This is a genomic window from Nocardioides acrostichi (assembly GCF_015319165.1).
GTDB lineage: Bacteria > Actinomycetota > Actinomycetes > Propionibacteriales > Nocardioidaceae > Nocardioides > Nocardioides acrostichi.
Genome location: NZ_JADIVZ010000001.1, coordinates 622,913 through 646,821, shown reverse-complemented (window position 1 = coordinate 646,821; position 23,909 = coordinate 622,913). Strand labels below are relative to the sequence as shown.

The 23,909-nt window shown below is 71.4% G+C and carries 26 protein-coding genes; 6 read left to right on the top strand and 20 right to left on the bottom strand.

Annotation, left to right across the window (positions count from 1 at the left end):
* Positions 1 to 61 precede the first annotated feature (61 nt).
* Genes ISG29_RS03105 through trpC form a run of 4 tightly spaced genes read right to left on the bottom strand, consistent with a single transcriptional unit; the run spans position 62 to position 3,510 of the window.
* A complete protein-coding gene (locus tag ISG29_RS03105) occupies positions 62 to 682 on the bottom strand; it encodes an SCO family protein (protein WP_194501861.1) in 621 nt (206 codons plus the stop codon).
* The gene (gene trpA / locus ISG29_RS03100) at positions 675 to 1,469 is read right to left on the bottom strand and encodes a tryptophan synthase subunit alpha (protein WP_194501860.1); all 795 of its coding nucleotides are present in this window, start codon (positions 1,467 to 1,469) and stop codon (positions 675 to 677) included. The genes ISG29_RS03105 and trpA overlap by 8 nt, the downstream gene beginning before the upstream one ends.
* Positions 1,466 to 2,731: a tryptophan synthase subunit beta gene (trpB, locus tag ISG29_RS03095; protein WP_194501859.1), complete on the bottom strand. Its 1,266-nt coding sequence runs from the start codon at positions 2,729 to 2,731 to the stop codon at positions 1,466 to 1,468. Before trpB ends, trpA begins: the two co-directional genes overlap by 4 nt.
* Positions 2,728 to 3,510 (bottom strand): indole-3-glycerol phosphate synthase TrpC, encoded by a 783-nt coding sequence (trpC, locus tag ISG29_RS03090; RefSeq protein ID WP_194501858.1) that lies wholly within the window; start codon positions 3,508 to 3,510, stop codon positions 2,728 to 2,730. Before trpC ends, trpB begins: the two co-directional genes overlap by 4 nt.
* Positions 3,511 to 3,652: 142 nt before the next feature.
* Between trpC and ISG29_RS03085 the strand changes: the two genes are divergently transcribed.
* Positions 3,653 to 3,979, top strand: a complete 327-nt coding sequence (locus ISG29_RS03085) for a CD225/dispanin family protein (RefSeq protein WP_194501857.1) — start codon at positions 3,653 to 3,655, stop codon at positions 3,977 to 3,979.
* A gap of 9 nt (positions 3,980 to 3,988) precedes the next feature.
* Positions 3,989 to 4,435 (top strand): DUF2752 domain-containing protein, encoded by a 447-nt coding sequence (locus tag ISG29_RS03080; RefSeq protein WP_207792649.1) that lies wholly within the window; start codon positions 3,989 to 3,991, stop codon positions 4,433 to 4,435.
* 17 nt (positions 4,436 to 4,452) lie between these two features.
* On the opposite strand, the gene ISG29_RS03075 is transcribed toward ISG29_RS03080, so the two are convergent.
* On the bottom strand, positions 4,453 to 4,833 hold the full coding sequence (locus ISG29_RS03075; protein ID WP_194501856.1) for a DUF2752 domain-containing protein: 381 nt from the start codon (positions 4,831 to 4,833) through the stop codon (positions 4,453 to 4,455).
* A 78-nt stretch (positions 4,834 to 4,911) separates the two neighbouring features.
* Positions 4,912 to 5,109, bottom strand: coding sequence for an HGxxPAAW family protein (locus ISG29_RS03070; protein ID WP_194501855.1), 198 nt, complete (start codon positions 5,107 to 5,109; stop codon positions 4,912 to 4,914).
* A 140-nt stretch (positions 5,110 to 5,249) separates the two neighbouring features.
* On the opposite strand from ISG29_RS03070, the gene ISG29_RS03065 reads away from it, so the two are divergent.
* On the top strand, positions 5,250 to 5,531 hold the full coding sequence (locus ISG29_RS03065) for a hypothetical protein (RefSeq protein ID WP_207792648.1): 282 nt from the start codon (positions 5,250 to 5,252) through the stop codon (positions 5,529 to 5,531).
* Between the two features lie 6 nt (positions 5,532 to 5,537).
* Here the strand turns inward: ISG29_RS03065 and ISG29_RS03060 are convergent, their stop codons facing one another.
* From ISG29_RS03060 to ISG29_RS03045, 4 genes are read right to left on the bottom strand one after another with little or no spacing between them, the layout of a single operon-like run.
* The gene (locus ISG29_RS03060; protein ID WP_194501854.1) at positions 5,538 to 6,161 is read right to left on the bottom strand and encodes a Trp biosynthesis-associated membrane protein; all 624 of its coding nucleotides are present in this window, start codon (positions 6,159 to 6,161) and stop codon (positions 5,538 to 5,540) included.
* Positions 6,158 to 6,502: a phosphoribosyl-AMP cyclohydrolase gene (hisI, locus tag ISG29_RS03055; protein ID WP_328827743.1), complete on the bottom strand. Its 345-nt coding sequence runs from the start codon at positions 6,500 to 6,502 to the stop codon at positions 6,158 to 6,160. Before hisI ends, ISG29_RS03060 begins: the two co-directional genes overlap by 4 nt.
* Before the next feature lie 7 nt (positions 6,503 to 6,509).
* Positions 6,510 to 8,360 (bottom strand): ABC transporter ATP-binding protein, encoded by a 1,851-nt coding sequence (locus tag ISG29_RS03050; RefSeq protein WP_194501852.1) that lies wholly within the window; start codon positions 8,358 to 8,360, stop codon positions 6,510 to 6,512.
* Complete coding sequence (locus tag ISG29_RS03045) at positions 8,357 to 10,114, bottom strand: ABC transporter ATP-binding protein (RefSeq protein ID WP_407940152.1); 1,758 nt, start codon at positions 10,112 to 10,114, stop codon at positions 8,357 to 8,359. Before ISG29_RS03045 ends, ISG29_RS03050 begins: the two co-directional genes overlap by 4 nt.
* A gap of 214 nt (positions 10,115 to 10,328) precedes the next feature.
* Between ISG29_RS03045 and ISG29_RS03040 the strand changes: the two genes are divergently transcribed.
* Entirely contained in the window at positions 10,329 to 10,958 is a 630-nt protein-coding gene (locus tag ISG29_RS03040; protein WP_194501851.1) for a TIGR03085 family metal-binding protein, read from the top strand.
* Between the two features lie 54 nt (positions 10,959 to 11,012).
* On the opposite strand, the gene hisF is transcribed toward ISG29_RS03040, so the two are convergent.
* From hisF to hisD, 7 genes are read right to left on the bottom strand one after another with little or no spacing between them, the layout of a single operon-like run.
* Entirely contained in the window at positions 11,013 to 11,789 is a 777-nt protein-coding gene (gene hisF, locus ISG29_RS03035; protein ID WP_194501850.1) for an imidazole glycerol phosphate synthase subunit HisF, read from the bottom strand.
* Positions 11,786 to 12,571, bottom strand: a complete 786-nt coding sequence (priA, locus tag ISG29_RS03030) for a bifunctional 1-(5-phosphoribosyl)-5-((5-phosphoribosylamino)methylideneamino)imidazole-4-carboxamide isomerase/phosphoribosylanthranilate isomerase PriA (RefSeq protein ID WP_194501849.1) — start codon at positions 12,569 to 12,571, stop codon at positions 11,786 to 11,788. Before priA ends, hisF begins: the two co-directional genes overlap by 4 nt.
* Positions 12,572 to 12,593: 22 nt before the next feature.
* On the bottom strand, positions 12,594 to 12,923 hold the full coding sequence (locus ISG29_RS03025; protein ID WP_194501848.1) for a hypothetical protein: 330 nt from the start codon (positions 12,921 to 12,923) through the stop codon (positions 12,594 to 12,596).
* Between the two features lie 10 nt (positions 12,924 to 12,933).
* A complete protein-coding gene (gene hisH / locus ISG29_RS03020; RefSeq protein ID WP_194501847.1) occupies positions 12,934 to 13,581 on the bottom strand; it encodes an imidazole glycerol phosphate synthase subunit HisH in 648 nt (215 codons plus the stop codon).
* Positions 13,582 to 14,190 carry an imidazoleglycerol-phosphate dehydratase HisB gene (hisB, locus tag ISG29_RS03015; RefSeq protein WP_194501846.1) on the bottom strand — a complete coding sequence of 203 codons (609 nt, stop codon included), beginning with the start codon at positions 14,188 to 14,190 and terminating at the stop codon, positions 13,582 to 13,584.
* Entirely contained in the window at positions 14,187 to 15,308 is a 1,122-nt protein-coding gene (locus tag ISG29_RS03010; protein WP_194501845.1) for a histidinol-phosphate transaminase, read from the bottom strand. Before ISG29_RS03010 ends, hisB begins: the two co-directional genes overlap by 4 nt.
* Before the next feature lie 7 nt (positions 15,309 to 15,315).
* On the bottom strand, positions 15,316 to 16,632 hold the full coding sequence (gene hisD / locus ISG29_RS03005) for a histidinol dehydrogenase (protein WP_194501844.1): 1,317 nt from the start codon (positions 16,630 to 16,632) through the stop codon (positions 15,316 to 15,318).
* A gap of 222 nt (positions 16,633 to 16,854) precedes the next feature.
* Here hisD and ISG29_RS03000 point away from each other — a divergent pair, with 222 nt between their 5' ends.
* Together ISG29_RS03000 and ybaK are read left to right on the top strand one after the other, a co-directional pair.
* The gene (locus ISG29_RS03000; RefSeq protein ID WP_328827734.1) at positions 16,855 to 17,520 is read left to right on the top strand and encodes an LON peptidase substrate-binding domain-containing protein; all 666 of its coding nucleotides are present in this window, start codon (positions 16,855 to 16,857) and stop codon (positions 17,518 to 17,520) included.
* Between the two features lie 15 nt (positions 17,521 to 17,535).
* Positions 17,536 to 18,024, top strand: a complete 489-nt coding sequence (gene ybaK / locus ISG29_RS02995; protein ID WP_194501843.1) for a Cys-tRNA(Pro) deacylase — start codon at positions 17,536 to 17,538, stop codon at positions 18,022 to 18,024.
* Positions 18,025 to 18,048: 24 nt separating this feature from the next.
* On the opposite strand, the gene ISG29_RS02990 is transcribed toward ybaK, so the two are convergent.
* From ISG29_RS02990 to dnaE, 3 genes are read right to left on the bottom strand one after another with little or no spacing between them, the layout of a single operon-like run.
* Positions 18,049 to 19,689 carry a DUF3352 domain-containing protein gene (locus ISG29_RS02990; protein WP_194501842.1) on the bottom strand — a complete coding sequence of 547 codons (1,641 nt, stop codon included), beginning with the start codon at positions 19,687 to 19,689 and terminating at the stop codon, positions 18,049 to 18,051.
* The gene (locus tag ISG29_RS02985) at positions 19,686 to 20,309 is read right to left on the bottom strand and encodes a hypothetical protein (protein WP_194501841.1); all 624 of its coding nucleotides are present in this window, start codon (positions 20,307 to 20,309) and stop codon (positions 19,686 to 19,688) included. The genes ISG29_RS02990 and ISG29_RS02985 overlap by 4 nt, the downstream gene beginning before the upstream one ends.
* Complete coding sequence (gene dnaE / locus ISG29_RS02980) at positions 20,294 to 23,839, bottom strand: DNA polymerase III subunit alpha (protein WP_194501840.1); 3,546 nt, start codon at positions 23,837 to 23,839, stop codon at positions 20,294 to 20,296. The genes ISG29_RS02985 and dnaE overlap by 16 nt, the downstream gene beginning before the upstream one ends.
* Positions 23,840 to 23,909 lie beyond the last annotated feature (70 nt).

Below are 23,909 nucleotides of genomic sequence, written 5' to 3'. Positions count from 1 at the left end.
TCTGGATCGGGGGGGCGGGATCGGGGGGCGGGATCGGTGGGCGGGGTCGGTGAGTCGGTGGTCAGGACGCCGCGAGCAGGGTGTGCACGTCGGCCGCGAGCTCGGCCGAGGAGACCTGGCCGTCCCAGAACACCGGGGCCCGGCCGTCGCCGTCGACCCCGATGATCTGCGAGCCGTGCGACCCGAGGTCGTAGCCCCCGCTGGCGAGCTGCTGGGCGTCGGCGACGAAGATGCCGACGCTCTTGGCCAGCGTCGCGACGTCGCCCAGGCTGCCACGCAGGCCGACGCCGGTGGGGTCGTAGCCGCGCAGGTAGTTGCGCAGGGTGTCGGCGTCGTCACGGGTGGGGTCGGTGGAGACGAACACGAGCTGCACCTGGGCTCGGTCGGCGTCGTCGAGGCGGGTCAGCGCACTGCTGATGGTCGACATCACCAGCGGGCACACGTCGGGGCAGTGGGTGTAGCCGAAGAACACGAGGCTCAGCCGCTGACCCGGGTCGGTGAGGCTGAACGGTTGGCCCTCGGTGTCGGTGAGGGTCACGTCGGCCACGTCGAAGGGCGGGTCGACGCGGCTGCCGGTGAAGGTGCCGGCCGGGGCGGCGTCCGAGCTGCACCCCGCCAGGGCCGCGAGCACCAGGGCGAGGACGGCGACGAGGGCTCGCGTCGGACCGAGCCGGTCAGCCACGCCGGACTCCCGCGGCAAGGTCCTCCGCCAGCGTCGAGAGGCCGCGCAGGGCACTCGGCAGGTCGGGGGCGTCGAGTACGGCTCGACAGAACGCGGAGCCGACGATCACGGCGTCGGCGAAGCCGGCGATCTCGGCTGCCTGGTCGCCGTTGCTGACACCGAGGCCGACCCCGATCGGCAGGTCGGTGGTGGCCCGGGCACGCGCGACCAGCGGCTCGGCGAGATCACTGGTGGTGGTGCGGGTGCCGGTGACGCCCATGACGGCCGTGGCGTAGACGAACCCGCGACTGGCCGCGGTCGTCATCGCGATGCGCTCGTCGGTCGAGGACGGCGCGACCAAGAAGATCTTGTCGAGGTCGCGAGCGTCGGCGGCAGCGATCCACTCCGGAGCGAAGTCCGGAGTGAGGTCGGGGGTGATGAGCCCGGCCCCACCTGCGTCGAGGAGCTCTTGGGCGAAGCGTTCGACACCGTAGCGCTCGACCGGGTTCCAGTAGGTCATGACGACGGCGGTGGCGCCGGTCGAAGCGACCGCCTCGACGGTGCGCATGACGTCGTCGATGCGGGTGCCGGCGTCGAGCGCCTGCTGGGCGGCCGCCTGCACGGTGGGGCCGTCGATGACGGGGTCGGTGTAGGGCAGTCCGACCTCGATGGCGTCGCAGCCGGCGTCGACCATCGCGCGGACGGCGTCGAGACTCCCCCGCTTGTCGGGGAACCCGGCGGGCAGGTAGCCGACGAGGGCGGCCCGACCCTCGGCGCGCGTGGTCTCGAAGACGCGGGCGCAACTCATGCCGGCTCCCCCGCGGTCTCGGCCTCGCCGAGGCCGAAGTACTCGATGGCGGTGCCCATGTCCTTGTCGCCGCGCCCGGAGAGGTTGATCAGCACGGTCGCCTCGGGCCCCTTCTCTGTGGCGATCCGCTCGGCCACCCTCAGGCCACCGGCCACAGCGTGGGAGGACTCGATGGCCGGGATGATGCCCTCGGTGCGGGCCAGCAGCGCGAACGCCTCCATCGCCTCGGCGTCGGTGACGGGCAGGTAGGTGGCGCGGCCGGAGTGCGCGAGCTGCGCGTGCTGCGGGCCGACGCCCGGATAGTCCAGCCCCGCGGAGATCGAGTGACTCTCGATGGTCTGGCCCTCGTCGTCTTGGAGCACGTAGGTGCGAGCCCCGTGCAGCACACCGGAGGCGCCGGAGTGGATGGTGGCGGCGTGCCGAGGCGTGTCGACGCCGTCGCCGGCGGCCTCGAAGCCGTAGATCTCGACCTCGGCGTCGTCAAGGAAGGCGGTGAAGAGACCGATCGCGTTGGAGCCGCCGCCCACGCAGGCCGCGATCGCGTCGGGCAGCACTCCGTACTGCTCCAGGCACTGTGCGCGCGCCTCGTCGCCGGTGCCGCGCACGAAGTCGCGCACCAGGCTCGGGAACGGGTGCGGGCCGGCTGCGGTGCCGAAGAGGTAGGCGGTGTGGTCGACGCTGGCAACCCAGTCGCGCATGGCCTCGTTGATGGCGTCCTTGAGCGTGGCACTGCCGGAGTCGACCGGCACGACCTTCGCGCCCAGCAGCTGCATCCGGGCGACGTTGAGCGCCTGTCGCCGAGTGTCGACGGCACCCATGTAGACGGTGCAGTCGAGGCCGAAGTAGGCCGCCGCCGTGGCCGTGGCGACGCCGTGCTGGCCGGCGCCGGTCTCGGCGATGACCCGTTGCTTACCCATGCGCCGGGTCAGCAGCGCCTGACCGATCACGTTGCGGATCTTGTGGGCGCCGGTGTGGTTGAGATCCTCGCGCTTGAGCAGCACCCGGCAGCCGACCCGGTCGGAGAGCCGGCGGGCGTGGAACAGCGGGCTCGGCAGGCCGGCGTACTCGCGCTGCACCTGCTCGAAGTCGGCGATGAAGGCGGGGTCGGCCATGGCCTCGTGCCAGGCGTCGGTGAGCTCCTCGAGCGCCGAGACCAGTGCCTCGGGGATGAACCGGCCGCCGAAGAGGCCGGGCTCGCCGAACCAGCCGTGCTCGTCGGCGTCGAAGCGACTGGCCCCTGGGGCCGGGTCGAGCGTGGTCATGCCTGGACTCCTGTCATGCTCGCGACCGCCGCGCGCGGGTCGCCGTCCTTCACCAAGGCCTCGCCCACCAGCACGGCCCTGGCCCCTTCGCCGACGAAACGCTTGACGTCGACCACGCCGGTGATGCCGGACTCCGCGACCTTCACACACTCGTCGGGGATGAGCGGAGCGAGGCGACCGAAGGTGTCGTCGTCGACGGCGAGGGTCTTGAGGTTGCGGGCGTTGACGCCGATCAGCTCGGCGCCCAGGGCCACGGCACGCTCGGCCTCGGCCTCGTCGTGCACCTCGACCAGGGCGGTCAGACCCAGCTCGCCGGCGAGGTCGTGCAGCCGGCGCAGGGTGTCGTCGTCGAGGGCCGCCACGATGAGCAGCACCAGGTCGGCGCCCGCGGCCCGGGCCTCGACGATCTGGTACTCGGTGACCATGAAGTCCTTGCGCAGCAGAGGGGCGTCGACGGCAGCGCGGACGGCGCGCAGGTCGGCCAGGCTGCCGCCGAAGCGGCGCTGCTCGGTGAGCACGCTGATGGCGGCAGCGCCCCCCGCGGCGTACTGCGCTGCCAGAGCCGTGGGGTCGGGGATGTCGGCCAGATCCCCCTTGGAGGGGCTGCGGCGCTTGACCTCGGCGATCACGCTGGAGCCGGGCAGCCGCAGGTCGGGCATGGGATCACGGGGCGCGTCGACGTCGGCCAGGGCGGCGCGCACATCGGCCAGCGGGGCACGGTCTTCGCGGGCCGCCAGATCCTCCCGCACCCCCGCGACGATCTCGTCAAGGACCGACACGGGGCACCCGCTCTCGTTGGCGACAACTGCAAGAAAATCCGACACCCGAGTGTGTCACGGGGTGTGTAAAGAGCCTCGCCATGGGTACCGTCACGCCACCACCGGGGCACAGCGCCCCTTGTCATCTCGTCAGGAGACCCCCATGAGCTACTCCGAGCCTCCTCCCCCGCCGCAGTACGGCGACGCCGGTGGCCAGAAGCCACCCGGCCAGCCCCCCGCCAACAACCTGGTGTGGGCCATTCTCACCACCCTGTTCTGCTGCCTCCCGCTGGGCGTCGTCTCGATCGTGTTCGCCGCGCAGGTCAACGGCAAGTGGGCCTCTGGTGACTACACGGGCGCCCAGGACTCGGCGAAGAAGGCGAAGAACTTCGCCATGTGGTCGGCCATCGTCGGCGTCGTCGGGATCGTCCTGTACATCATCTTGGTCGTCGCCATCGGCGTCGGCTCGAACTCCAGCACCAACTACTGAGTGGCCTACGTGGCTACCGCTGTCACCGAGCAGGCGCCCGGATCCCTCACACCCTCGCGGGTGAGGGTCTGGGCGCCTCTCGTGATGACCACGGCTGCCGCTGCGGCGGCAGCCGTGGTCATCGCGTCGGTCGATCCGCACGAACCGGGCCACTACCCGACCTGCCCTTTCCTCGCGGTGACCGGCGAGTGGTGTCCCGGCTGCGGCAGCCTGCGCGCCATCAACTCGCTGCTTCACGGGCACGTGGCCGGAGCGTTCGAGCGCAACCCGCTCGTCCCCCTGGCCCTGCCCTTCCTCGGCTTCACCTACGTCATGTGGGTGCTGCGCCTCACCGGCAAGACCTCCTGGTCACCGACCCTGATCCCCGCACGGGCCGTGTGGGTGCTGCTCGGCACCGTGCTCGCCTTCTGGGTGCTGCGCAACGTGCCCGGCTGGACGTTCCTCTCCCCGGACTGACCGCGGCCGGCGGTACGTCAGGGGGCGAGCCAGGGCACGAGACCGTTGCGCAGCACCGTGAACGCCACCAGGCCCACGGCTGCTGCCACGTAGACCGCCACCGGCACATCGCGGACGACCGACCGGTCGATGCCCTGCCAACGGCGCCCCGCCCAGACGAGCAGCATCACCGAGAGCGGGACGACCACTACGACCAACGCGAGATTGCTCGACGCGGCCCCGCCGATGTCGCCACGGGTGAGGTCGTTCACCGCCCGCAGGCCGCCACACCCCGGGCACGAGAGTCCGAGCAGGTTGAAGGGGCACCAGCCCCACGAGCCACCGACGTGCGGGTCGCGCAACCGCAGGGCCAGGGTCAGGGCGGCGAGACCGCCGATCGTCGTGGTCGGCCCCAGCATGCGGCGGCGGCGTGAGGCGACCGACGCGTGTTCCCGAGAGGCAGGGTACGGGGCGACCACGACAGCGAGATGCCTGGCTCAGTGACTCTCGTGCAGACCCATCTTGGCCATGACCGCGAAGACCACGCCGGCGGCGAGCACGATGGCCACGCCGATCCAGAAGACCGGGTAGCTGACCGGCGAGAACATCAGGCCGACGCTGCCCACGACGAAGCCGACCAGGCCGATCACGACCGCGCTCCACGCTGCGGGGGTGTTGCCGTGGTTGTCAGCCATGTTCGGTGCTCCTCGGGGAGGTCGGTCGAGCGAGGGTGCTTGCGCGCACGAGTCTAGGAGGTCGGCGCTGCGTCGCGACGCCGGGTCGCGTGCGAGAGGGTAAAGTCCCGCGTTCTGAGCCGATCGACCAGGAGCCCCCCGTGTCCTATCCGCAGCAGCCCTATGTCCGCGAGCACCCCGAGGGCACCACCATCTTGGTGCTCGGCATCCTCGGGCTGGTGCTGTGCGGCCCGTTCACGGCGATCCCGGCGTGGGTCAAGGGCAACCGAGTGCTGCGCGAGATCGACTCGAGCAAGGCCCAGCACACCAACCGCGGCCTCGTGAAGGCCGGGCAGGTGATGGGCATCATCGGCACGGTCATCTTCGTCGGCACCCTCGCGCTCTACGCGGTCGTCTTCGCCCTCGCGGTCAGCCAGACCTGAGGAGCGTCACGCCGTGGGGTCGTGGCCGTCGTCGAGCGCCTTCCACAGGTCGAGATTCGTGGGGTCGTCGGCGGGGAGCCGGGCGGTGCTGACGGACCCCCCGGTGGGCGCGTCGTAGCGGCGTCCCATCTCGGGCCAGGCTGGGGTGGCCCGCACCGCCGCCGCGCTCGCCGCCAGGCTCAGCACGGCCCCCACGGCTGCCACGAAGAGCCACGGCGTGGGGTGTGAGCCACCCGAGGCCGACACCGAGGCGAACGCCTCGTCGACGGTGCGCCGCGCCGCCAGCCAACCGGTGACCACCGCGACACCCGCACCGAGGGCGGCCGAAGCCGCGAGTGTCGCGACGAGACGGCGGACCCGCCCCCGGGCAACCAGCAGCACGCCCCAGGCGGCCAGCACCACCAGGGCCAGCGAGGTGACCAGGGGCATCGAGAGCGCGTCTCCCGCGCCGAGGGTCGCCCGCACGGTGGCGGCGGCATCGGCGTCGCCACCGACCTCGACCACGGGCTTGGAACCCGCGACGGCGGCGATCGCGGCGCCACCGAGCCCGGCGAGCGCGCACGGAACGAAGGCGCGGCGGGCCCGGCTCGGCCATGCTGCGGTACCGGTGCCCGTGCTGGTTCCGGTCACGTCGCGAGCAGCAGGTCGGCGTCGAAGCAGGTGCGGTCGCCGGTGTGGCAGGCAACGTCGGTCTGGTCGACTTTGACCAGCAGGGTGTCGCCGTCGCAGTCCAGGCGCACCTCCTTGACGTGCTGTACGTGACCGGAGGTCTCCCCCTTCACCCAGTACTCGCCACGCGAGCGCGACCAGTAGGTGGCTCGACCCGTGGTGAGGGTGCGGTGCAGCGCCTCGTCGTCCATCCAGCCGAGCATGAGCACCTCGCCGGTGTCGTGCTGCTGCACGACGGCGGGCACGAGGCCGGCTTCGTTGCGCTTGAGGCGCGCGGCCACGCCCGGGTCGAGTCCAGTCACCGGACCATCATCCCCGCCCGGCGGCGACCGTGCCCTGCTGGGCCACCCAGGAGGCATGCAGGCCGGCATAGACCGAGCCCTCCTGCCCCACCAGCACGTCGTGCGGCCCGCGCTGGACGATGCGCCCGCGATCGACGACCACGACCTCGTCGGCCGCCTCGGCCGTGCTGAGCCGGTGGGCGATCGTGACGGAGGTGCGCCCGGACATCAGCCGCTCCAGCGCCCGCCCGATGCGCATCTCCAGCGCTGGGTCGACCGCCGAGGTCGCCTCGTCGAGCACGAGCAGGTCGGGGTCGGCCAGTTGTGCGCGCAGCAGCGCCACCAGTTGCCGCTCACCCGCCGACAGCGACTCGCCGCGCTGCCCCACGAGCGTGTGGACGCCGCGCGGCAGGGCGTCGAGCCAGTCGCCGAGGCCGATCTCGACCGCCGCGGCCGCGATGTCGGCGTCCGAGGCGTCGGTGCGGCCGTAGCGCACGTTGGCGGCGAGGGTGTCGTCGAAGAGGAAGCCCTCCTGCGGCACCAGCACCACGCTGCGGCGCAGTGCTCGAGTGCGCACGTCACGCAGGTCGATGCCGTCGAGCAGCACCCGGCCCTCGGTGGGGTCCATCAGCCGGGTGAGCAGCTTGGCCACGGTCGACTTGCCGGAGCCGGTCTCGCCGACCACCGCCACGCGGGTGCCGGCGGCGATGTCGAGGCTGATGCCGTGCAGCACCGGCGGCCCCGCGGGATAGGCGAAGGTGACGTCGTCGAAGCGCACCTCGATCGGGCCGCGCGGCAACCTCTGCCCGTCCTCACCCGGGTCGACGAGGTCGGCGGGTGTCTCGAGGATGCCGATGACCCGACGCCAGCCCGCCAGGGCGTTCTGGGCGTCGGTGAGGATCTGGGTGCCCATCTGCACCGGCCCCACGAACAGGGTGACGAGGAACGCGAAGGCGACGATCGTGCCGGCGCTGATGCGCCCGGAGTCGCCGCCGAAGAGGTGGCCGGGAGCCAGCCAGACCCCGATGACGATGACGCCGGCATTGGCCAGCCCGGCCGAGACGCCGCCCAGGGAGAACGAGAACGCGGTGAAGCCCTGAGCCCGGGTGCTCGCCGCCTTGAACTCGTCGATGGCGTCGTCGATGCGGGTCTGGGTGCGCTCCTCGACGGCGTAGGCACGCACGACGGCCGCGCCGACCACCGGCTCGGAGACGGCGGAGAGCATCTGGCCCACCTGGCGGCGCACCACGCCGTAGGCCAGCGTGAGCTTGCGCTGGAAGTAGCGCAGCGAGGCGAACAAGGGCGCGAAGCAGACCCACACGACCAGCGCGAGCTGCCAGGAGTAGACGACCATGACGATCGTGGCGACGACGATCTGTCCGAGGCTCACGACGAACAGCAGGCCGCCGAATACCAGGAACTGGCTGACCTGGTCGACGTCGCTGGTGACCCGGCTGACCAGGGCTCCGCGGCGCTCGGTGTTCTGGGTGAGGAGCGGGAGGTCGTGCACGTGCCGGAACGCCTTGATGCGCAGCGTTGCCAGGCCACGCTCGGAGGTGATGAACAGCCGCCGCGTCATGAGGTAGGAGGAGACGCTGGTGAGCACCACCGCTACCCCGGCCAGCACACCCATCAACGTCGTGTAGCCGACATCGGGGCCACCGTCGGCACCGAGGCCGCGGTCGATGGTCTGCTGCACGGCTACCGGGACGACGACCTGGCCGACCGAGGCGACCACCGCGAGCAGCAACGTGCCCCAGAGGCCCTCGGCGAGCTCGGGTGAGTAGCCCACGCCGCGGCGGATCGTGGCGAAGGCGCCGAGGTCATCACCGGTCGAGAGCCCAGTCGTGGATGGCGCAGTCGTGGGCGGGGTGCTCACCGCTCCTCCTCGTAGGCGTTGACCAGGTGTGCGTAGGCCGGACTGCGCCCGAGGAGTTCGGCATGCGTGCCGCGGTCGGCGATGCGCCCCTCGGCCAGGTGCACCACCTCGTCGGCCAGCCCGATCGTGGCCTTGCGGTAGGCGACGACGAGCAGGCTGGGCCTGGACTCCCCCGTCGACCCGTCGCGCAGGGCCGCCAGGATGCGCGCCTCGACCTCGGGGTCGACCGCCGAAGTGGCGTCGTCGAGCACGAGCAGTCGCGGACGACGCACCAGCGCGCGGGCGAGCGAGATGCGCTGCCGCTGCCCGCCGGAGAGCGAGGTGCCCCGCTCCCCCAGGCGGCTGTCGAGGCCGTGCGGGAGAGCGGCGACGAAGCCGTCGGCCTGCGCCGCGCGCAACGCCGTCCAGACATCGTCGTCGCAGACGTCGGCGCCGAGGGTGACGTTGCCGCGCACGGTGTCGTCGAAGAGGAACGCCTGCTGGGGCACCACGGCCACGGCGCCGGCCAGCTCGCCGCGGGCGAGGTCGCGCAGGTCGACGCCGTCGAGCCGCAGCGTGCCGGCGTCGGGGTCGACCAGGCGCGAGACGAGATTGACCAGGGTGCTCTTGCCCGAGGCGGTGGCTCCGACCAGCGCGACCGTGCGGCCGGGCTCGACGGCGAAGCTGACGTCGTCGAGGAGAGACGCCGCACCCTTGCCCGAGCCACTCGGGTAGTCGTAGCCGAGACCGTCGATCTCCAGTCGCGCGCCCCGGCCCGTGCTCGGTGCGGCGACGGCACCGAAGGGCATCGATCCGGTCGCGTCGAGCACCGAGCGCACCCGCCGGTACCCCACGACGCTGGCGGGGAAATTGCCCAGCAGCCAGCCGATGGAGCGGATCGGGAACGACACGATCGTGAGCAGGTAGGCGACCGTGACCACATCGCCGGCGTCGGAGGATCCGGTGAGCACCCGGTGCACGCCGACGGCGAGCACGACCAGCACGCCGATGTTCGGCAGGGCGGCCAGGGCCGGGTCGAAGGCCGCACGGTAGAGCCCGACCTTGATGTTGGCGTCGCGCAGCGCGTGCGCCCGCTCGGCGAAGCGCTCGGTCTCCTCGCCCTCGCGGCCCAGGGTCTTGACGACCAGTGCGCCGTCGAAGGACTCGTGGGCGATCTCGGAGACCTCGGCCCGTAACTGCTGGGCACGCGTGGCCCAGGGGGCCGACCAGCGCTGGTAGACGACGTTGGTGACGATGACGGCCGGGAAGACGAACAGCCCGATGACGGCCAGCACGACATCGGTGAGCAGCATCTGCGCGACCGCGATGACCATCATCGCGATGGTGCCCACGGCCATCGGGAGCGGTGCGATCGGCCCCCAGGTGGCCTCGACGTCGGCGTTGGCGTTCGACAGCAGCTGCCCCGTCGGGTGCCGCTGGTGCCAGCTCATGGGCAACGCGAGGTACTGGCGAGTGACGGCGCGCCGGCTGTGCGCCTGCATGCGGTACTGCATGATGCCCGCGCCCAGGCGCCGCGCGACGATGCCCACCGCCCGCAGCAGGGCCACACCGAGGAAGAGCGCCAGCACCGCCCATAGCAGGCCGGCACCCACGGCCTCGCGGGCGTCGCGCGCGGCGAAGGCGGGCGTGATGACGTGGTCGGTGGCCCAGCCGAGCACCCAGGCGTCGGCGACGGTGAGGGCGCCGAACAGCACGCTGCCCAACGTGGAGAGCGTGAACACCCAGGGCTCGCGCCGGATGGCCACGCCCAGCACTTGGAGGCCGTCGATCGTGGTGGCGGGCCGACCGTTTGGCTCGGCGCTGGCCTCGGTGGGGTCGAGTGACGCGTGCTGCGCTGCGTGCGTCGTCACCCGTGCTCCTCGCTGCCGTCGTGGATCTGCCCGGGGGCCAACCCCCCGCACCGTCGACGCTATTCCCGACCACCGACAGCCCCGGAGGAGCGAGACCGCTCCGGGTAGCGTCTGACCAGTGACGAGCTTCGTGCGACGTGAGCGGGACGACCTCTGCGATACCGCCCTCGCCGTCGGGCCGTACGCGCCCACCCTGTGCGGCGACTGGACGGCGCGGGACCTGCTGGCACATCTCTACGTGCGCGAGCACTCACCCGTCGCGGGCCTGGGCGTGCTCCTGACGCCTCTGGCCGGCCTCACCGAGAAGGCGATGCGGCGCGCGGCGTCCGGCCCCTACGAGCGGCTGGTCGGTCGCGTCTGTCGGACCCGCCTGACGCCGTTCACGCTGCCCGGGGTCGAGCCGCTCGTCAACACCCTGGAGTACCTCGTGCACCACGAGGATCTGCGCCGCGCCCGGCCCGACTGGTCGCCGCGAGAGATGGCCCCGGACGACCTCGATGCCGTGTGGACGGCGCTCGTTCGCGGCGGACGCCTCATCGCGCACGGGTGCGGCGTGCCGCTGCGCGCCCGACGCACCGACACCGGTGAGGAGCGGGCGCTCACCCGCGGAGACGACGCCGTCACGCTGGTCGGCGAACCCGTGGAGCTGGCGCTGTACTGCTTCGGCCGCACCGGCGTGGCGCGGGTCGACCTCGAGGGTTCCGAGGCTGCGCTGGCCGCCCTGCGCCCCGACGCCCTCGGCTTCTGAGCTCGCGACGATCCCTGCCGGTCGACGCGAGCCGGTCAGCCCGGCTGCTCCCCCTCAGCGCACCGGGTGGCCGGCCGCCGCCATCGCCTGCTTCACCTCGCCGATGCGGCAGGTGCCGAAGTGGAACACGGTCGCCGCCAACACCGCGTCGGCACCGGCGGCCACGGCGGGCGCGAAGTGGCGAGGGTGTCCGGCTCCGCCGGAGGCGATGACCGGCACGCTCACCTCGCGGCGCACCTGCTCGATGAGCTCGAGGTCGAAGCCGCCCTCGGTGCCGTCGGCGTCCATGGCGTTGAGCAGGATCTCGCCCGCACCCAGCTCGCACGCTCGCGCCGCCCACTCCAGGGCATCGAGCCCCGCGGACGTGCGGCCACCGTGCGTGGTGACCTCGAAACCGCTCGGGCAATCGGTGGTCGAGCCCCTCGAGACTCGACGGGCGTCGACCGAGAGCACCAGCACCTGGTTGCCGAACCGATCGGCGATCTCGGCCACCAGTTCGGGGCGCTTGATGGCCGCGGTGTTGACAGCGACCTTGTCGGCGCCCGCGCGCAGCAACCGGTCGACGTCGGCGCAGGAGGAGACTCCCCCACCGACCGTGAGCGGGATGAAGACCTCCTCGGCGCAGCGCGAGACGACCTCCATCGTGGTCGCCCGGCCCTCGTGGGAGGCGGAGATGTCGAGGAACGTGAGCTCGTCAGCGCCCTCGGCGTCGTAGGTGCGTGCCAGCTCGACTGGGTCGCCGGCGTCGCGCAGCTCGCGGAAGTTGATGCCCTTCACCACGCGTCCGCCGTCGACGTCCAGGCACGGGATCACGCGCACGGCGACACTCATGCGTTCGCTCCGCTGCCCCGGCCGCCGCTCTGGCCGCTGCTCTGGCCGCTGCTCTGGCCACGGGTCAGGGCGAGGGCGTCCTCGAGGGTGAACCGGCCCTCGTAGAGAGCCGTGCCGGCGATGGCGCCCTCCACTCCCTCGGGCACGAGCTGCATCAACGCGGCGATGTCCTCGAGCGTCGTGACGCCGCCGGAGGCCACGACCGGGGCCTGCGTGGCGGCGCACACCTCGCGCAGCAGCTGGAGGTTGGGCCCGGCGAGCATGCCGTCCTTGTTGACGTCGGTGACGACGTAACGGGCGCAGCCCTCGGAGTCGAGGCGGGCGAGGGTCTCGTAGAGGTCGCCGCCCTCGCGGGTCCAGCCGCGGGCGGCCAGAGTGGTACCGCGGACGTCGAGGCCGATGGCGATGCGGTCGCCGTGCTCGGCGACGATGCGCGCACACCACTCGGGCCGCTCGAGCGCCGCGGTGCCGATGTTCACCCGGGTGCAGCCCGTGGCCAGCGCGGAGGCGAGCGACTCGTCGTCGCGGATGCCGCCGCTCATCTCGACCTTGATGTCGAGCGCAGCCACGATCTCGGCCTGGAGCGCGCGGTTGCTGCCGCGGCCGAACGCCGCGTCGAGGTCGACCAGGTGCAACCACTCCGCGCCGGCGTCCTGCCAGCGGCGCGCGGCCGCGATCGGGTCGCCGTAGACGCGCTCGGAGCCCGCGACGCCCTGCGCCAACTGCACGGCGCGGCCTTCGGTGATGTCGACGGCGGGTAGCAGCTCGAGGTAGTCACTCATCAGCGGATCATCCTTCGGATCGTCAGCGGAACAGCAGCGTGTAGAGCACGGGTGCGGCGAGCAGCGAGATGACCGCGGTGAAGGCGGACAGTGCGAGGCTGGTGAAGACCACGGCCAGCAGCACGTTGACCGCCAGCAGTGCGGCGATCACGCCGTTGACCTGACGGCGCCGCCTCTCGGCCAGGGCGCCGGTCGGTCGCGCGGTGCGAACGGGCTTCGGGATCCAGCCCGTCAGCGCGGCCTTGCGTGCGGCGGCCCTCTCGGCGCGCTCGGCTTCAGCAGCACGTGCCGCGACCAGCAGGGCGGCCTCGTGCTCCCGCGCTGCTCGGCGACGCTGCCGTTCCTTGCTCATGCCGGCGCGCTCACAGGGTGGCCACCCAGTTGCGCAGCAGCTCCGCCCCGGCGTCGCCGGACTTCTCGGGGTGGAACTGCGTGGCCCACAGCGGACCGTTCTCGACGGCAGCGACGAAGCGGTCGCCGTCCGGGGCGGGGCCGGTGTCGGTCCAGGACACCAGCGGAGCGACGGTGCGGTCGTTGGTCTGCAGCGTCCACTCCCGCACGCCGTAGGAGTGCACGAAGTAGAACCGCTCGGTCTCGACACCGGCGAACATCGCGCTGCCCTCGGGCGCCTGCACGGTGTTCCAGCCCATGTGCGGCACCACCGGCGCCCGGAGCCGCTCGACGACTCCGGGCCACTCGTCGCAGCCTGGCGTCTCGACGCCGTGCTCGATGCCGCGACTGAAGAGGATCTGCATACCCACGCAGATGCCGAGCACCGGGCGACCGCCGGAGAGGCGGCGTCCGATGATGCGCTCGCCGCGGATCGCCCGCAGCCCCTCCATGCACGCGGCGTAGGCACCGACGCCGGGCACGAGCAGCCCGTCGGCGGCCATCGCGGCGTCGAGGTCACCGGTGAGTTCGACGTCCGCCCCCGCCCGCTCGACGGCGCGCACCGCCGAGCGCAGGTTTCCCGAGCCGTAGTCGAGGACGACGACGCTCGGCGCCGCCATCTAGAGGGTGCCCTTGGTGCTGGGCACGCCGGTCTCGCGCGGGTCGATCGCGACGGCGTCGCGAAACGCGCGGGCGAATGCCTTGAACTGGGTCTCGACGAGGTGGTGCGGCTCGCGGCCGGCCAGCACGCGCACGTGCAGCGCGAGGTGGGCGTGGAAGGCGAGAGTCTCGAAGACGTGCTGGGTCAGCGAGCCGAGGTAGGAGACCCCGGAGCCGCCGAGCTGCACGTACTGCTGGCCCTCGGGCTCGCCGGTGTGCACGCAGTACGGGCGCCCCGAGACGTCGACGACGGCCTGCACGAGCGCCTCGTCGAGCGGCACGCACGCGTCGCCGAAGCGGCGGATGCCGCGCTTGTCGCCCAGTGCCTCGCGCAGCGCCTGGCCCAGCGCGATGGCGGTGTCCTCGACGGTGTGGTGGGCGTCGATGTGCACGTCACCTGTCGTGCGCACCACGAGATCGCACAGCGAGTGCCGCGCGAAGGCGGTGAGCATGTGGTCGTAGAAGCCGACTCCCGTCGAGATCTCGTGACGGCCGGTGCCGTCGAGGTCGACCTCGACGAGCACCTTCGACTCCGAGGTGGTGCGCTCGACGCGTCCGGTGCGGCTCATGACTCTCCTCCTGCGACTCCTGGGTGCTCCAGCACCACCATCATGGCGGCACGGAAGGCCGCCATCTCCGCCGGTGTGCCGATCGAGACGCGCAGCCAGCCCTCCGGGCCGACCTCGCGCACCAGCACGCCCTCGTCGAGCAGACGCTGCCACACCGCGTGCCGGTCGGCGAAGGTGCCGAAGAGGCAGAAGTTGGCGTCGCTGTCGGCCACGTGCAGGCCCTGCTCGCGCAGCCAGGCCACGCAGGCGTCGCGCTCGGCGCGCAGCGCGTCGACCGCCCCGAGCAGCTCGTCGGTGTGCGCCAGCGCCGCCAGCGCCACGGCCTGGGTGACCGCGGAGAGGTGGTAGGGCAGCCGGACGACGCGGATCGCGTCGCAGATGGCCGGGTCGGCGGCGAGATACCCCAGTCGCAGGCCGGCGCCGGCGAAGGCCTTGCTCATCGTGCGGGTGACCACGAGGTTGCGGTAGGTCAGCAGCAGCTCCAGCGCGCTCGGGGTGCCGGCGCGGCGGAACTCGCCGTAGGCCTCGTCGACCACGAGCAGACCGTCGTCGCCGATCGCCTCGCACAGCGCACCGATCGCCTCGGGCGCCAACGCCGTGCCCGTGGGGTTGTTCGGGCTGGGCAGCAAGACGACGCTCGGTCGCTCGGCCTCGACCAGCGTCACGGCGGCGTCGAGGTCGAGCGTGAAGTCGTCGGCGCGGCGTCCGGCGACGAATCGCGAGTGGGTGTCGCGGGCGTATTCGGGGTACATCGAGTAGGTCGGCGCGAAGCTCACCACGGTGCGCCCGGGCCCGCCGAAGGCCTGCAGCAGCTGGAGCATGACCTCGTTGGAGCCGTTGGCCGCCCACACCTGGGCCGCCTCGATCGGCGCCTGCCCGGGCGCGACGTCTCGGCTGAGGTAGGTGGCCAGGCCCTCGCGCAGGGCCAGGTGCTCGCGGTCGGGGTAGCGGTTCAGTCCGGCGGCCGCCTCGGCGACGGCCGCCGCGATGTCGGCGACGCAGGCGGCCGAGGGGCCGTAGGGGTTCTCGTTGGTGTTCAGGGCGTACGGGACGTCGAGCTGCGGGGCACCGTAGGGCGCGATGCCGCGCAGCTCCTCACGGAGCGGCGGGAAGGTCACGGCGTCCTCAGCTCTGGAAGCGCACGCGCACGGAGTCACCGTGGCCGGGTAGATCCTCGGCCTCGGCGAGCGTGATCACGTGGTCGGCCACCGCCTCGAGACCCTGGCGCGAGTAGTCGACCACGTGGATCGACTTCGTGAACGCCCGCACCGAGAGGCCCGAGGAGTGGCAGGCGCAGCCGCCGGTGGGCAGCACGTGGTTGGAGCCGGCACAGTAGTCGCCCAGCGCGGTGGGCGCGTGGGCGCCGACGAAGATCGCACCGGCGTTGGTGATGCGTGCGGCCACGGCTGCGGCGTCACGGGTGTGGATCTCGAGGTGCTCGGAGGCGTAGGCGTCACTGACCGCGACGCCCTGGTCGAGGTCGTCGACCAGCACGATGCCCGACTGGTTGCCGCCCAGCGCCTCGCGGACCCGCGCCTCGTGGCCGGTGCTCGGCACCTGCTTGTCGAGCTGGGCCTCGACGTCGTCGGCCAGGGTGAGCGAGTCGGTGATGAGCACGGCCGCCGCGAGCGGGTCGTGCTCGGCCTCGGCGACGAGGTCGGCGGCCACGTACGCGGCGTCCGCGGAGTCGTCGGCGAGGATCGCGACCTCGGTGGGGCCGGCCTCGGAGTCGATGCCGACCAGACCCTTGAGGATGCGCTTGGCGGTGACGACCCAGATGTTGCCGGGTCCGGTGACCAGGTCGACGCGGGCGCACGGACCGGTGCCGTAGGCGAACATCGCGATCGCCTGGGCGCCGCCCACGGCGTACACCTCGTCGACGCCGAGCAGCGCGCACGCGGCCAGGATCGTGGGGTGCGGGAGCCCACCGAACTCGGCCTGCGGCGGGCTGGCGAGCGCCAGCGACGGCACACCGGCCACCTGAGCGGGTACGACGTTCATCAGCACGGTGGAGACCAGGGGCGCGAGGCCACCGGGTACGTAGAGGCCGACGCGGCCGACGGGCACCTTGCGGTGGGTGACGCGAGCGCCGGGCCCGAGGTCGGTGACGACGTCGTGCTCGAGCTCGGCCTCGCCGGCCACGCGCAGGCGGCGGATCGATTCCTCGAGACCGGCGCGGATCTCGGGGTCGAGCTGCGCCAGCGCGCTGTTGATCGCCTCTGCGGGCACGCGGATGTCGGTCTGCTGCACGCCGTCGAAGCGGGCGGAGTACTCGTATAGCGCCTCGAGGCCGCGGGTGCGGACCTCCTCGCAGATCGCATGCGTGGCCGGCACCGCCGCCTCGACGTCGAAGTCGGCGCGCGGCAGGACCGTTCGGTAGTCGAACGGCTCCCCCGCCGGGCGCCCGGTGGTGGCGCTGCGCAGGTCGATGCGACGGATCATGCGCCCGATTCTACGAGCGCACCCAGGGTCGCTCCCACCGCGTATCGCCTGCCAGACGGAGGGGAACCTGCAAACTCGCGGCAGGTCACCGGAAAACTCGTGGCAGGTCACCGGAAAACTCGTGGCAGGTCACCGGAAAACTCGTGGCAGGTCACTGAGAAGTTGGCGACGGGTCACCGCAGGAGTGGGGGCGGAGGGAGCCGAGGGGGCTACGTTGGCCGCGTGGCCGAACTGACCCTGCCGATGTTCCCGCTGAACAGCGTGCTGTTCCCGGGCATGACCGTGCCGCTGCGGGTCTTCGAGGACAGGTACCGCGCACTGGTGCACCATCTGCTGCGCATCGAGGATCCCGCCGACCGACTGTTCGGGTCGGTGGGCATCCGCGAGGGCTACGAGGTCGGAGACCACGGAGCGCAGTCGCTGTACCGGTGCGGGGTCAGGCTCCAGCTCACCGAGTGCGAGCGCCACGACGACGGCACGTTCTCCATCGAGGCGGTGGCACACGACCGCATCAACCTCGAGCATCTCGACCCACGTGATGCCTATCCCGTCGGGCACGTCGACCTCGTGAGCGACGACGACGTCGACGCCTCGCCTGAACTCGTCGAGCGGGCGCGGGCGACCCTCGTCGCCTACGCGGCCGCGCTGGCCCAGCTGCGGCCGACCGACCTCGGCTCGGCTCCCGGCGACCCGTACTGGCTGTCCTGGGTGCTGGCCGCCGCCGCACCACTGCCGATGCCCGACCGGCAGATGCTCCTGGAGTGCACGGACACCGCCGAGCGACTCGGCCGCGGCATCGACCTGCTGCGCGGCGAACTGCGCGCGATGAACGTGATCCCGTCGCTACCGGCCAGCGAGGTGGGCCGCACCCGCTGGTCCCCCAACTGAGGCAGGGAGGCGGACGTGGCCAAGAAGGCGCCGGCGGGGACTCCCGCGCTCCGCGTGCTCACCACCGCCGCGGTCGAGCACGTCGTGCACCCCTACGAGCACGACCCGCGGGCGGAGTCCTACGGGCTCGAAGCGGCGCAGGCGCTGGGAGTCGACCCCGCCCGGGTGTTCAAGACCCTCTTCGCCAGCCTCGACGGAGAACTCGTCGTGGGCATCGTGCCCGTGACCGGCCACCTCGACCTCAAGGCGCTCGCCCGAGCCCTCGGCGGCAGCAAGGCGCAGATGGCCGAGCCCGCCGACGCCGAGCGTGCCACCGGGTACGTCGTGGGCGGAATCTCGCCGCTGGGCCAGAAGCGCGCGCACCGCACGGCGATCGACCAGAGCGCCGCGCAGCACGAGACCGTGCTGGTCTCGGGCGGACGACGCGGGCTCGACGTCGAGCTCTCGCCGCACGACCTGGCGCGGCTGACCGAGGCGGTGCTCGCCCCGATCAGCCGTACCTGAACCCTGCCCCTGCGACTCCCCGAGTCAGTCGTCGGTGCTGACGCGCACCATGACGTGCGAGGTGTCGCCGTCGCGGGTGGCGCTCATGCCGATCGCGGAGAGCGGCTCGAGGTTGTCGAACACCTGCTGGCTCTCCGACATGTCGCCCAGCGGGCTGCCCTGGAGCATTTGGGTGAGGGCGTCGAAGTTCAGGTAGAGCACTCCGCTCGCGTCGCCCGCGTCGTTGACAACGCCCGAGAACGTGTCGTTACCGCCGAGGTCGCCGCCCTCGGCGACCGCCTTGCGCCAGGTGTCGTCGGGGCCGATGACCGTCAGGCCGTCGCCCTCGTCGGTGGAGGTCAGCGGCGTGGCGAACGGGCCGAGGACCGGGCGCAGGTCGTAGAGCAACTGCTCCACGTCGTCCTGGTCGCCTTCGACGCCCAGGGCGATCGGCAGAGCCGTGAGGTCGCCGGAGGTGAGGGCGTCGGTGTCGACGTCGGGGCCGACCGCCAGCACGATGCCGTTGCCGATCGCGCTCTGGATCTGGTCGACGCTCACGCCGGCACTGCTCTGGAGCTGGGAGTCGAGCTCGTCGCCGCTCATGCCCGTCATGGTGCCGAGCTGGTCGAGCATCGTGGTCAACCAGTCGTCACCGAACCCGATGCCGTAGACCAGGGCGGTGTCGTCGGGTAGCGCGGTGACCTTGTCGCCGATCTTCTCCGCGCCGGAGAGGCCCGAGAGCGCGGACTGCGGGATGGTGCCGGCCGCCTCGACCTCGAGACCGCCGTCGGAGAAGCGCGCCTGGAGGGCCGCACCCTCGAAGTCCTCGAGCTGGTCGCTGAGCTGGGACGACGCGTCGCCGCCCAGCGGGCTGCTCGAGCCCAGCTCGCCCTGCACCAGGTCGGTGAGGTATCGACCCGCGGCGGGGGCCGCGTAGCCGGTCACGATGCCCTGGTCGCCGGCTTCACCGGTGATGCTCGCGAAGTCGGAGTCGTCGGCCAGGGTGCCGTCGTCGACCTGCGAGGCGACCGAGTCGAGGATGTCGGAGCTCTCGCCGACGAGCAGCCAGTCGCCCTCGACCTTCGTCGCACCGGCGTCGCCGGACGCGTCGCCGCCGCACTCGGTGAGTGCCTTCACGCCGGCCTCGGCCTTGTCGGCGTCGGTGATCTCGATGGCACCGACCGGCTGCGGCTTGTCGTCGACCGGAACGACCGCGACGCCGAACCGGTCACCCAGCCACGGCTCGATGTCGTCGGCGTAGGTGAGGTCGCAGCCCTCGGGGGCGGAGTCGAGGATCGCGTCGGCGATCTTCTCCTTGACGTCGATGTCGGACACCGAGCCGTCGAGACCGAGCTTGTCCGAGATGGCCGGGAACTTCTTGAGGGTCTCGAGGGCCTCGAGCTTCTGCTGTCCGCTGGGGTCGAGCGTCACGCCGATGTAGGCCACCGACGTGCTCGGGAACGCCTCGGCGGCCTGGCTGCCGTCGGAGGTGTACCACAGCGCCGCCGCCGTGGCCCCGCCGGCCAACGCCAGGGCGAGGGCGCCGCCGCCGGCCAGCAGGAGCCCACGCTTGCGGCGCGGGCGCGGCTCGGGTTCGGCTGCGGCAGGCGCACCGCCGCCGGACTCCAGGTACTCGGGAGTGGAGTCGCCCGCTGGGGGCTGGTCGGGGTGCTCGGCGTCGGTCATGACGGAGTGGTCTCCCTGAGGTGGTGGCCCGGCGGGCCGTGGGTCGGTGACGGCGCAGGGAGAGTACCCACCCCGCTGGTCTCCACACGCCCCAGCGTGAGAATCGTGACCGTGGCGTAGACCAGCAGGGCCGCGACCGGCAACACCACCAGCGCTACGGGTGAACCGAGCGCCAGATTGCCGGCGAGCACGGTTCCGTCCTTGGCGGTGCTTGCCGCGATCTGCGGGTCGGGTGGGCCGAGCCTGGTGCCGACCTGCCACATCAGCACGCTGGCGCCGGCCGAGCCGAGCACGAGGAAGAACAGCGTGACCAGTGCGTCACGGGCCGGCGAGAAGGCGGCGAGAAGGCCCAGCACCGCGCCGGTCGCGAGACCGATCTCGACGAATCGCGCCGTGCCGCGGAACTGGTTGCGCAGGCCGTCGAGGTCGTAGTTGAGATCCTTGTCGACGACGTACCAGTGGTGCTGCACCACCGTGCCCGACGTCGGGCTCCACCAGTGCTCCCAACCGACACCCAAGGCAGCACCCGCTGCAAGCGCCAGCACCAGCAGCAACAACCCCCAGAGCAGGGAGCGGCCCAGCGACCCACGGCGCCGGCCGGAAGTCAGTTCGTCAGGCACCCGGGCCCCAGCAACTGCTTGAGATCGGCGAAGAGAGCCGGCGTCGGGGTGACCCGCAGCCGGTCATCGAGCCGCATGACCTTGGTGTTCTCGCGTGTCATCAGGCGCAACCGTACTTCGGTCATTCCCGGATGGGTGCCGAGCACGTCGCGCAGCTGCTCGACGACGGGGCCGGTGCACCGGGTCGACGGCATGGAGATCACGACCGGTCCGCTGGGCCCGTCGGTGATGTCGGGAGCACTGATCTCCTGGCCGTGCAGCTCGGGGGTGTCCTTCTGCCGCGAGAGCCGCCCCTTGACCGTGAGGATGGCGTCTTCGACGAGCAGCGGGCTGGCGAGCTGGTAGGCGCTCGGGAAGAGCAACACCTCGATGGCGCCCTCGAGATCCTCCAGGCTGACCATGGCCCACGGGTCACCGCGCTTGGTGATCTTGCGCTGCACGCTGGTGACCAGACCCGACACCGTGACGGTCGCGTTGTCGGGGCGGGACTCGTCGAGCAGCAGCTGGCCGATGGTGCAGTCGGTGCCTTGGGAGAGCACGTGCTCCAGACCCAGCAGGGGGTGGTCGGAGACATAGAGGCCGAGCATGTCGCGCTCATGGCCCAGCAACGTCATCTTGTCCCACTCGTCGATGTCGGGGATGTCGACGGTGGTGCCGAAGGAGCCGGAGTCCTCGTCGTCGAGACCACCGAAGAGGGAGTCCTGGCCGATGGCCTCGTTGCGCTTGATGTCGACGTACTGGTCGACGGCCCGCTCGTGCACCGCCACGAGCGCCTTGCGCCGGTGCTTCATGTCGTCGAAGGCGCCGGCCTTGATGAGGGACTCGATGACCCGCTTGTTGCACGCCTGCGCCGGCACCTTGGCGAGGAAGTCGTTGAAGTCCGCGTAGCGGGACTGCTCCTCGCGGGCCCGGACGATCGCGTCGACCACGTTGCCGCCGACGTTGCGGATCGCGGTGAGGCCGAAGCGGATGTCGCGGCCGACAGGGGTGAAGGTGGCGGCCGATTCGTTGACGTCGGGCGGGAGCACCTGGATCTTCATGCGGCGGCACTCGTTGAGGTAGATGGCCATCTTGTCCTTGTCGTCCTTCACCGAGGTCAACAAGGCCGCCATGTACTCGGCCGGGTAGTTCGCCTTGAGATAGGCGGTCCAGTAGGTGATGACGCCGTAGGCGGCCGAGTGCGACTTGTTGAAGGCGTAGTCGGCGAAGGGCACCAGGATCTTCCAGAGCGTCTCGATCGCGTCCTTGGGGAACCCCCGTTCGAGCATGCCGGACTCGAAGCCGGCGTACTGCTTGTCGAGCTCCTCCTTCTTCTTCTTGCCCATCGCGCGGCGCATGTTGTCGGCGGCACCCAGGGAGAAGCCCGCGAGCACCTGAGCGATCGCCATCACCTGCTCCTGGTACACGATCAGGCCGTAGGTCTCCCCCAGCACGGGCTCGAGGGCTTCGGTCAGCGCCGGATGGATGTAGTCGATGGCCTGGCGGCCGTTCTTGCGCAGCGCGTAGTTGGTGTGCGAGTCGGCGCCCATCGGCCCGGGACGGTAGAGCGCCGAGACCGCGGTGATGTCGGCGAACACGTCAGGCTGCATCAACCGCAGGAGCGCGCGCATGCCGCCACCGTCGAGCTGGAACACGCCGAGCGTGTCGCCACGGCCCATCAGCTCGTAGGTCGCCCGGTCGTCGAAGGGCAGCTCCTCGAGCACGACCTTCTCGTCGCGGTTGGCCTCGATGTTGCTCAGGGCGTCTTCGAGGATGCGCAGGTTGGAAAGGCCCAGGAAGTCCATCTTGACCAGGCCCAGCGACTCGCACATCGGGTAGTCGAACTGGGTGATGACGGCGCCGTCCTGCGGCCGCGCCATGATCGGGACGACGTCGATGATCGGCTCGCTCGACATGATGACGCCCGCGGCGTGCACGCCCCAGTTGCGGATCTGCCCCTCGAGACCGAGCGCGGTCTCGTAGATGGTGCGGACGTCGGCGTCCTGCTCGTGCAGCGCCCGGAACTCGCCACCCTCGGCGTAGCGCTTGTGCTCGGGGTTGAAGATCTCCTTCAGCGGCACGCCCTTGCCCATGACGTCGGGCGGCAGGGCTTTGGTGATGCGATCGGAGATCGCGAAGCCGTGGTCGAGCACGCGGGCGGCGTCCTTGATGGCGGCCTTGGACTTCAGCCGGCCGAACGTCGCGATCTGGGCGACGCGGTCGGAGCCGTACTTGCTCGTGACGTAGCTGATGACCTCGCCACGGCGGGCGTCGTCGAAGTCGATGTCGAAGTCCGGCATCGACGGCCGCTCTGGGTTGAGGAACCGCTCGAAGAAGAGGCCGTGCTCGAGCGGGCAGAGGTCGGTGATGCGCAGCGCATAGGCCGCGATCGAGCCGGCACCGGAGCCGCGACCGGGACCGACGCGGATGCCGTTGTCCTTGGACCACTGGATGAAGTCGGCGACCACCAGGTAGTACCCGCAGTACCCCTTGTGGGAGATGATCCCGAGCTCCATCTCGACGCGGTCCTTGACCTGCTGGGTCAGTCGGTCGCCGGGGTAGCGGTGCTCGATACCTCGCCAGACCTCCTTGCGGAACCAGCTCTCCTCGGTCTCGCCGGCCGGGATGTCGGCGCGCGCCATGTAGCCACCGGTGGACTCGGTGAAGTCGACCGTGCACCGCTCGGCGATGGCCAGGGTGTTGTCGCAGGCCTCCTGCTCATCCGACCACAGCTCGCGCATCTCGGCCGCGGACTTGATGTAGTAGCCGCCGCCGTCGAACTTGAGACGGTTGGTGTCGGCGAGCCGCTTGCCGGAGGCGACGCAGATGAGGGCGTCCTGCGCGGCGGCGTCCTCCGGCCCGTTGTAGTGCGTGTCGTTGGTGACCACCACCGGCAGGCCCAGAGCCTTGCCGATGCGGGCGAGATCGGCGCGGGTCTCGCGCTCGGCCGGGATGCCGTGGTCCATCAGCTCGAGGAAGAAGTTCTCCTTGCCGAAGATGTCTTGGAACTCCCCCGCCGCGCGCAGCGCCTCGTCGTACTGGCCCAGGCGCAGCCGGGTCTGGATCTCACCGGAGAGGCAGCCCGTGCTGGCGATGATGCCGTCGGCGTACTGGGAGAGCAGCTCGCGGTCCATGCGCGGCTTGTAGTAGTAGCCCTCGAGGCTGGCCATGCTGGCGAGCCGGAAGAGGTTGTGCATGCCGGCGGTGCTCTCGGCCCACATGGTCATGTGGGTGTAGGCACCGCCGCCGGCGACGTCCTTGCCGCCCTCCTCGGCCACGTCGCCCTTGCCCCATCGCACGCGGCGCTTCTCGCTGCGGTGGGTGCCGGGCGTCAGGTAGGCCTCGATGCCGATGATCGGCTTGACGCCGTGCTTGTGGGCCTTGGAGTAGAAGTCGTAGGCGCCGTGCAGGTTGCCGTGGTCGGTCATCGCGATCGAGGACATGCCGAGATCGCGCACCCGGGTGAAGAGCCCGTCGAGGAGCGAGGCTCCGTCGAGCATGGAGTACTCGGTGTGTACGTGCAGGTGCGCGAACGAGTCCTGCGAGGCCATGAGCGCGGACGCATCCCTTCGGGTTCGAGACGGACGAGGAGGCATCGGACGGGTGGGCCGAATGGGCCCT

Bases quoted from the DNA above. Each gene is read 5' to 3' on its own strand.
- hisH (WP_194501847.1), bottom strand. From the start codon at position 13,581: ATGGCGGCGCCGAGCGTCGTCGTCCTCGACTACGGCTCGGGAAACCTG.
- ISG29_RS03070 (WP_194501855.1), bottom strand. From the start codon at position 5,109: ATGGCTGACAACCACGGCAACACCCCCGCAGCGTGGAGCGCGGTCGTG.
- hisB (WP_194501846.1), bottom strand. From the start codon at position 14,190: ATGAGCCGCACCGGACGCGTCGAGCGCACCACCTCGGAGTCGAAGGTG.
- ISG29_RS03085 (WP_194501857.1), top strand. From the start codon at position 3,653: ATGAGCTACTCCGAGCCTCCTCCCCCGCCGCAGTACGGCGACGCCGGT.
- dnaE (WP_194501840.1), bottom strand. From the start codon at position 23,839: ATGGCCTCGCAGGACTCGTTCGCGCACCTGCACGTACACACCGAGTAC.
- ISG29_RS03025 (WP_194501848.1), bottom strand. From the start codon at position 12,923: ATGAGCAAGGAACGGCAGCGTCGCCGAGCAGCGCGGGAGCACGAGGCC.
- ISG29_RS02990 (WP_194501842.1), bottom strand. From the start codon at position 19,689: ATGACCGACGCCGAGCACCCCGACCAGCCCCCAGCGGGCGACTCCACT.
- hisF (WP_194501850.1), bottom strand. From the start codon at position 11,789: ATGAGTGTCGCCGTGCGCGTGATCCCGTGCCTGGACGTCGACGGCGGA.
- ISG29_RS03075 (WP_194501856.1), bottom strand. From the start codon at position 4,833: ATGCTGGGGCCGACCACGACGATCGGCGGTCTCGCCGCCCTGACCCTG.
- priA (WP_194501849.1), bottom strand. From the start codon at position 12,571: ATGAGTGACTACCTCGAGCTGCTACCCGCCGTCGACATCACCGAAGGC.
- trpA (WP_194501860.1), bottom strand. From the start codon at position 1,469: ATGAGTTGCGCCCGCGTCTTCGAGACCACGCGCGCCGAGGGTCGGGCC.
- hisD (WP_194501844.1), bottom strand. From the start codon at position 16,632: ATGATCCGTCGCATCGACCTGCGCAGCGCCACCACCGGGCGCCCGGCG.
- trpB (WP_194501859.1), bottom strand. From the start codon at position 2,731: ATGACCACGCTCGACCCGGCCCCAGGGGCCAGTCGCTTCGACGCCGAC.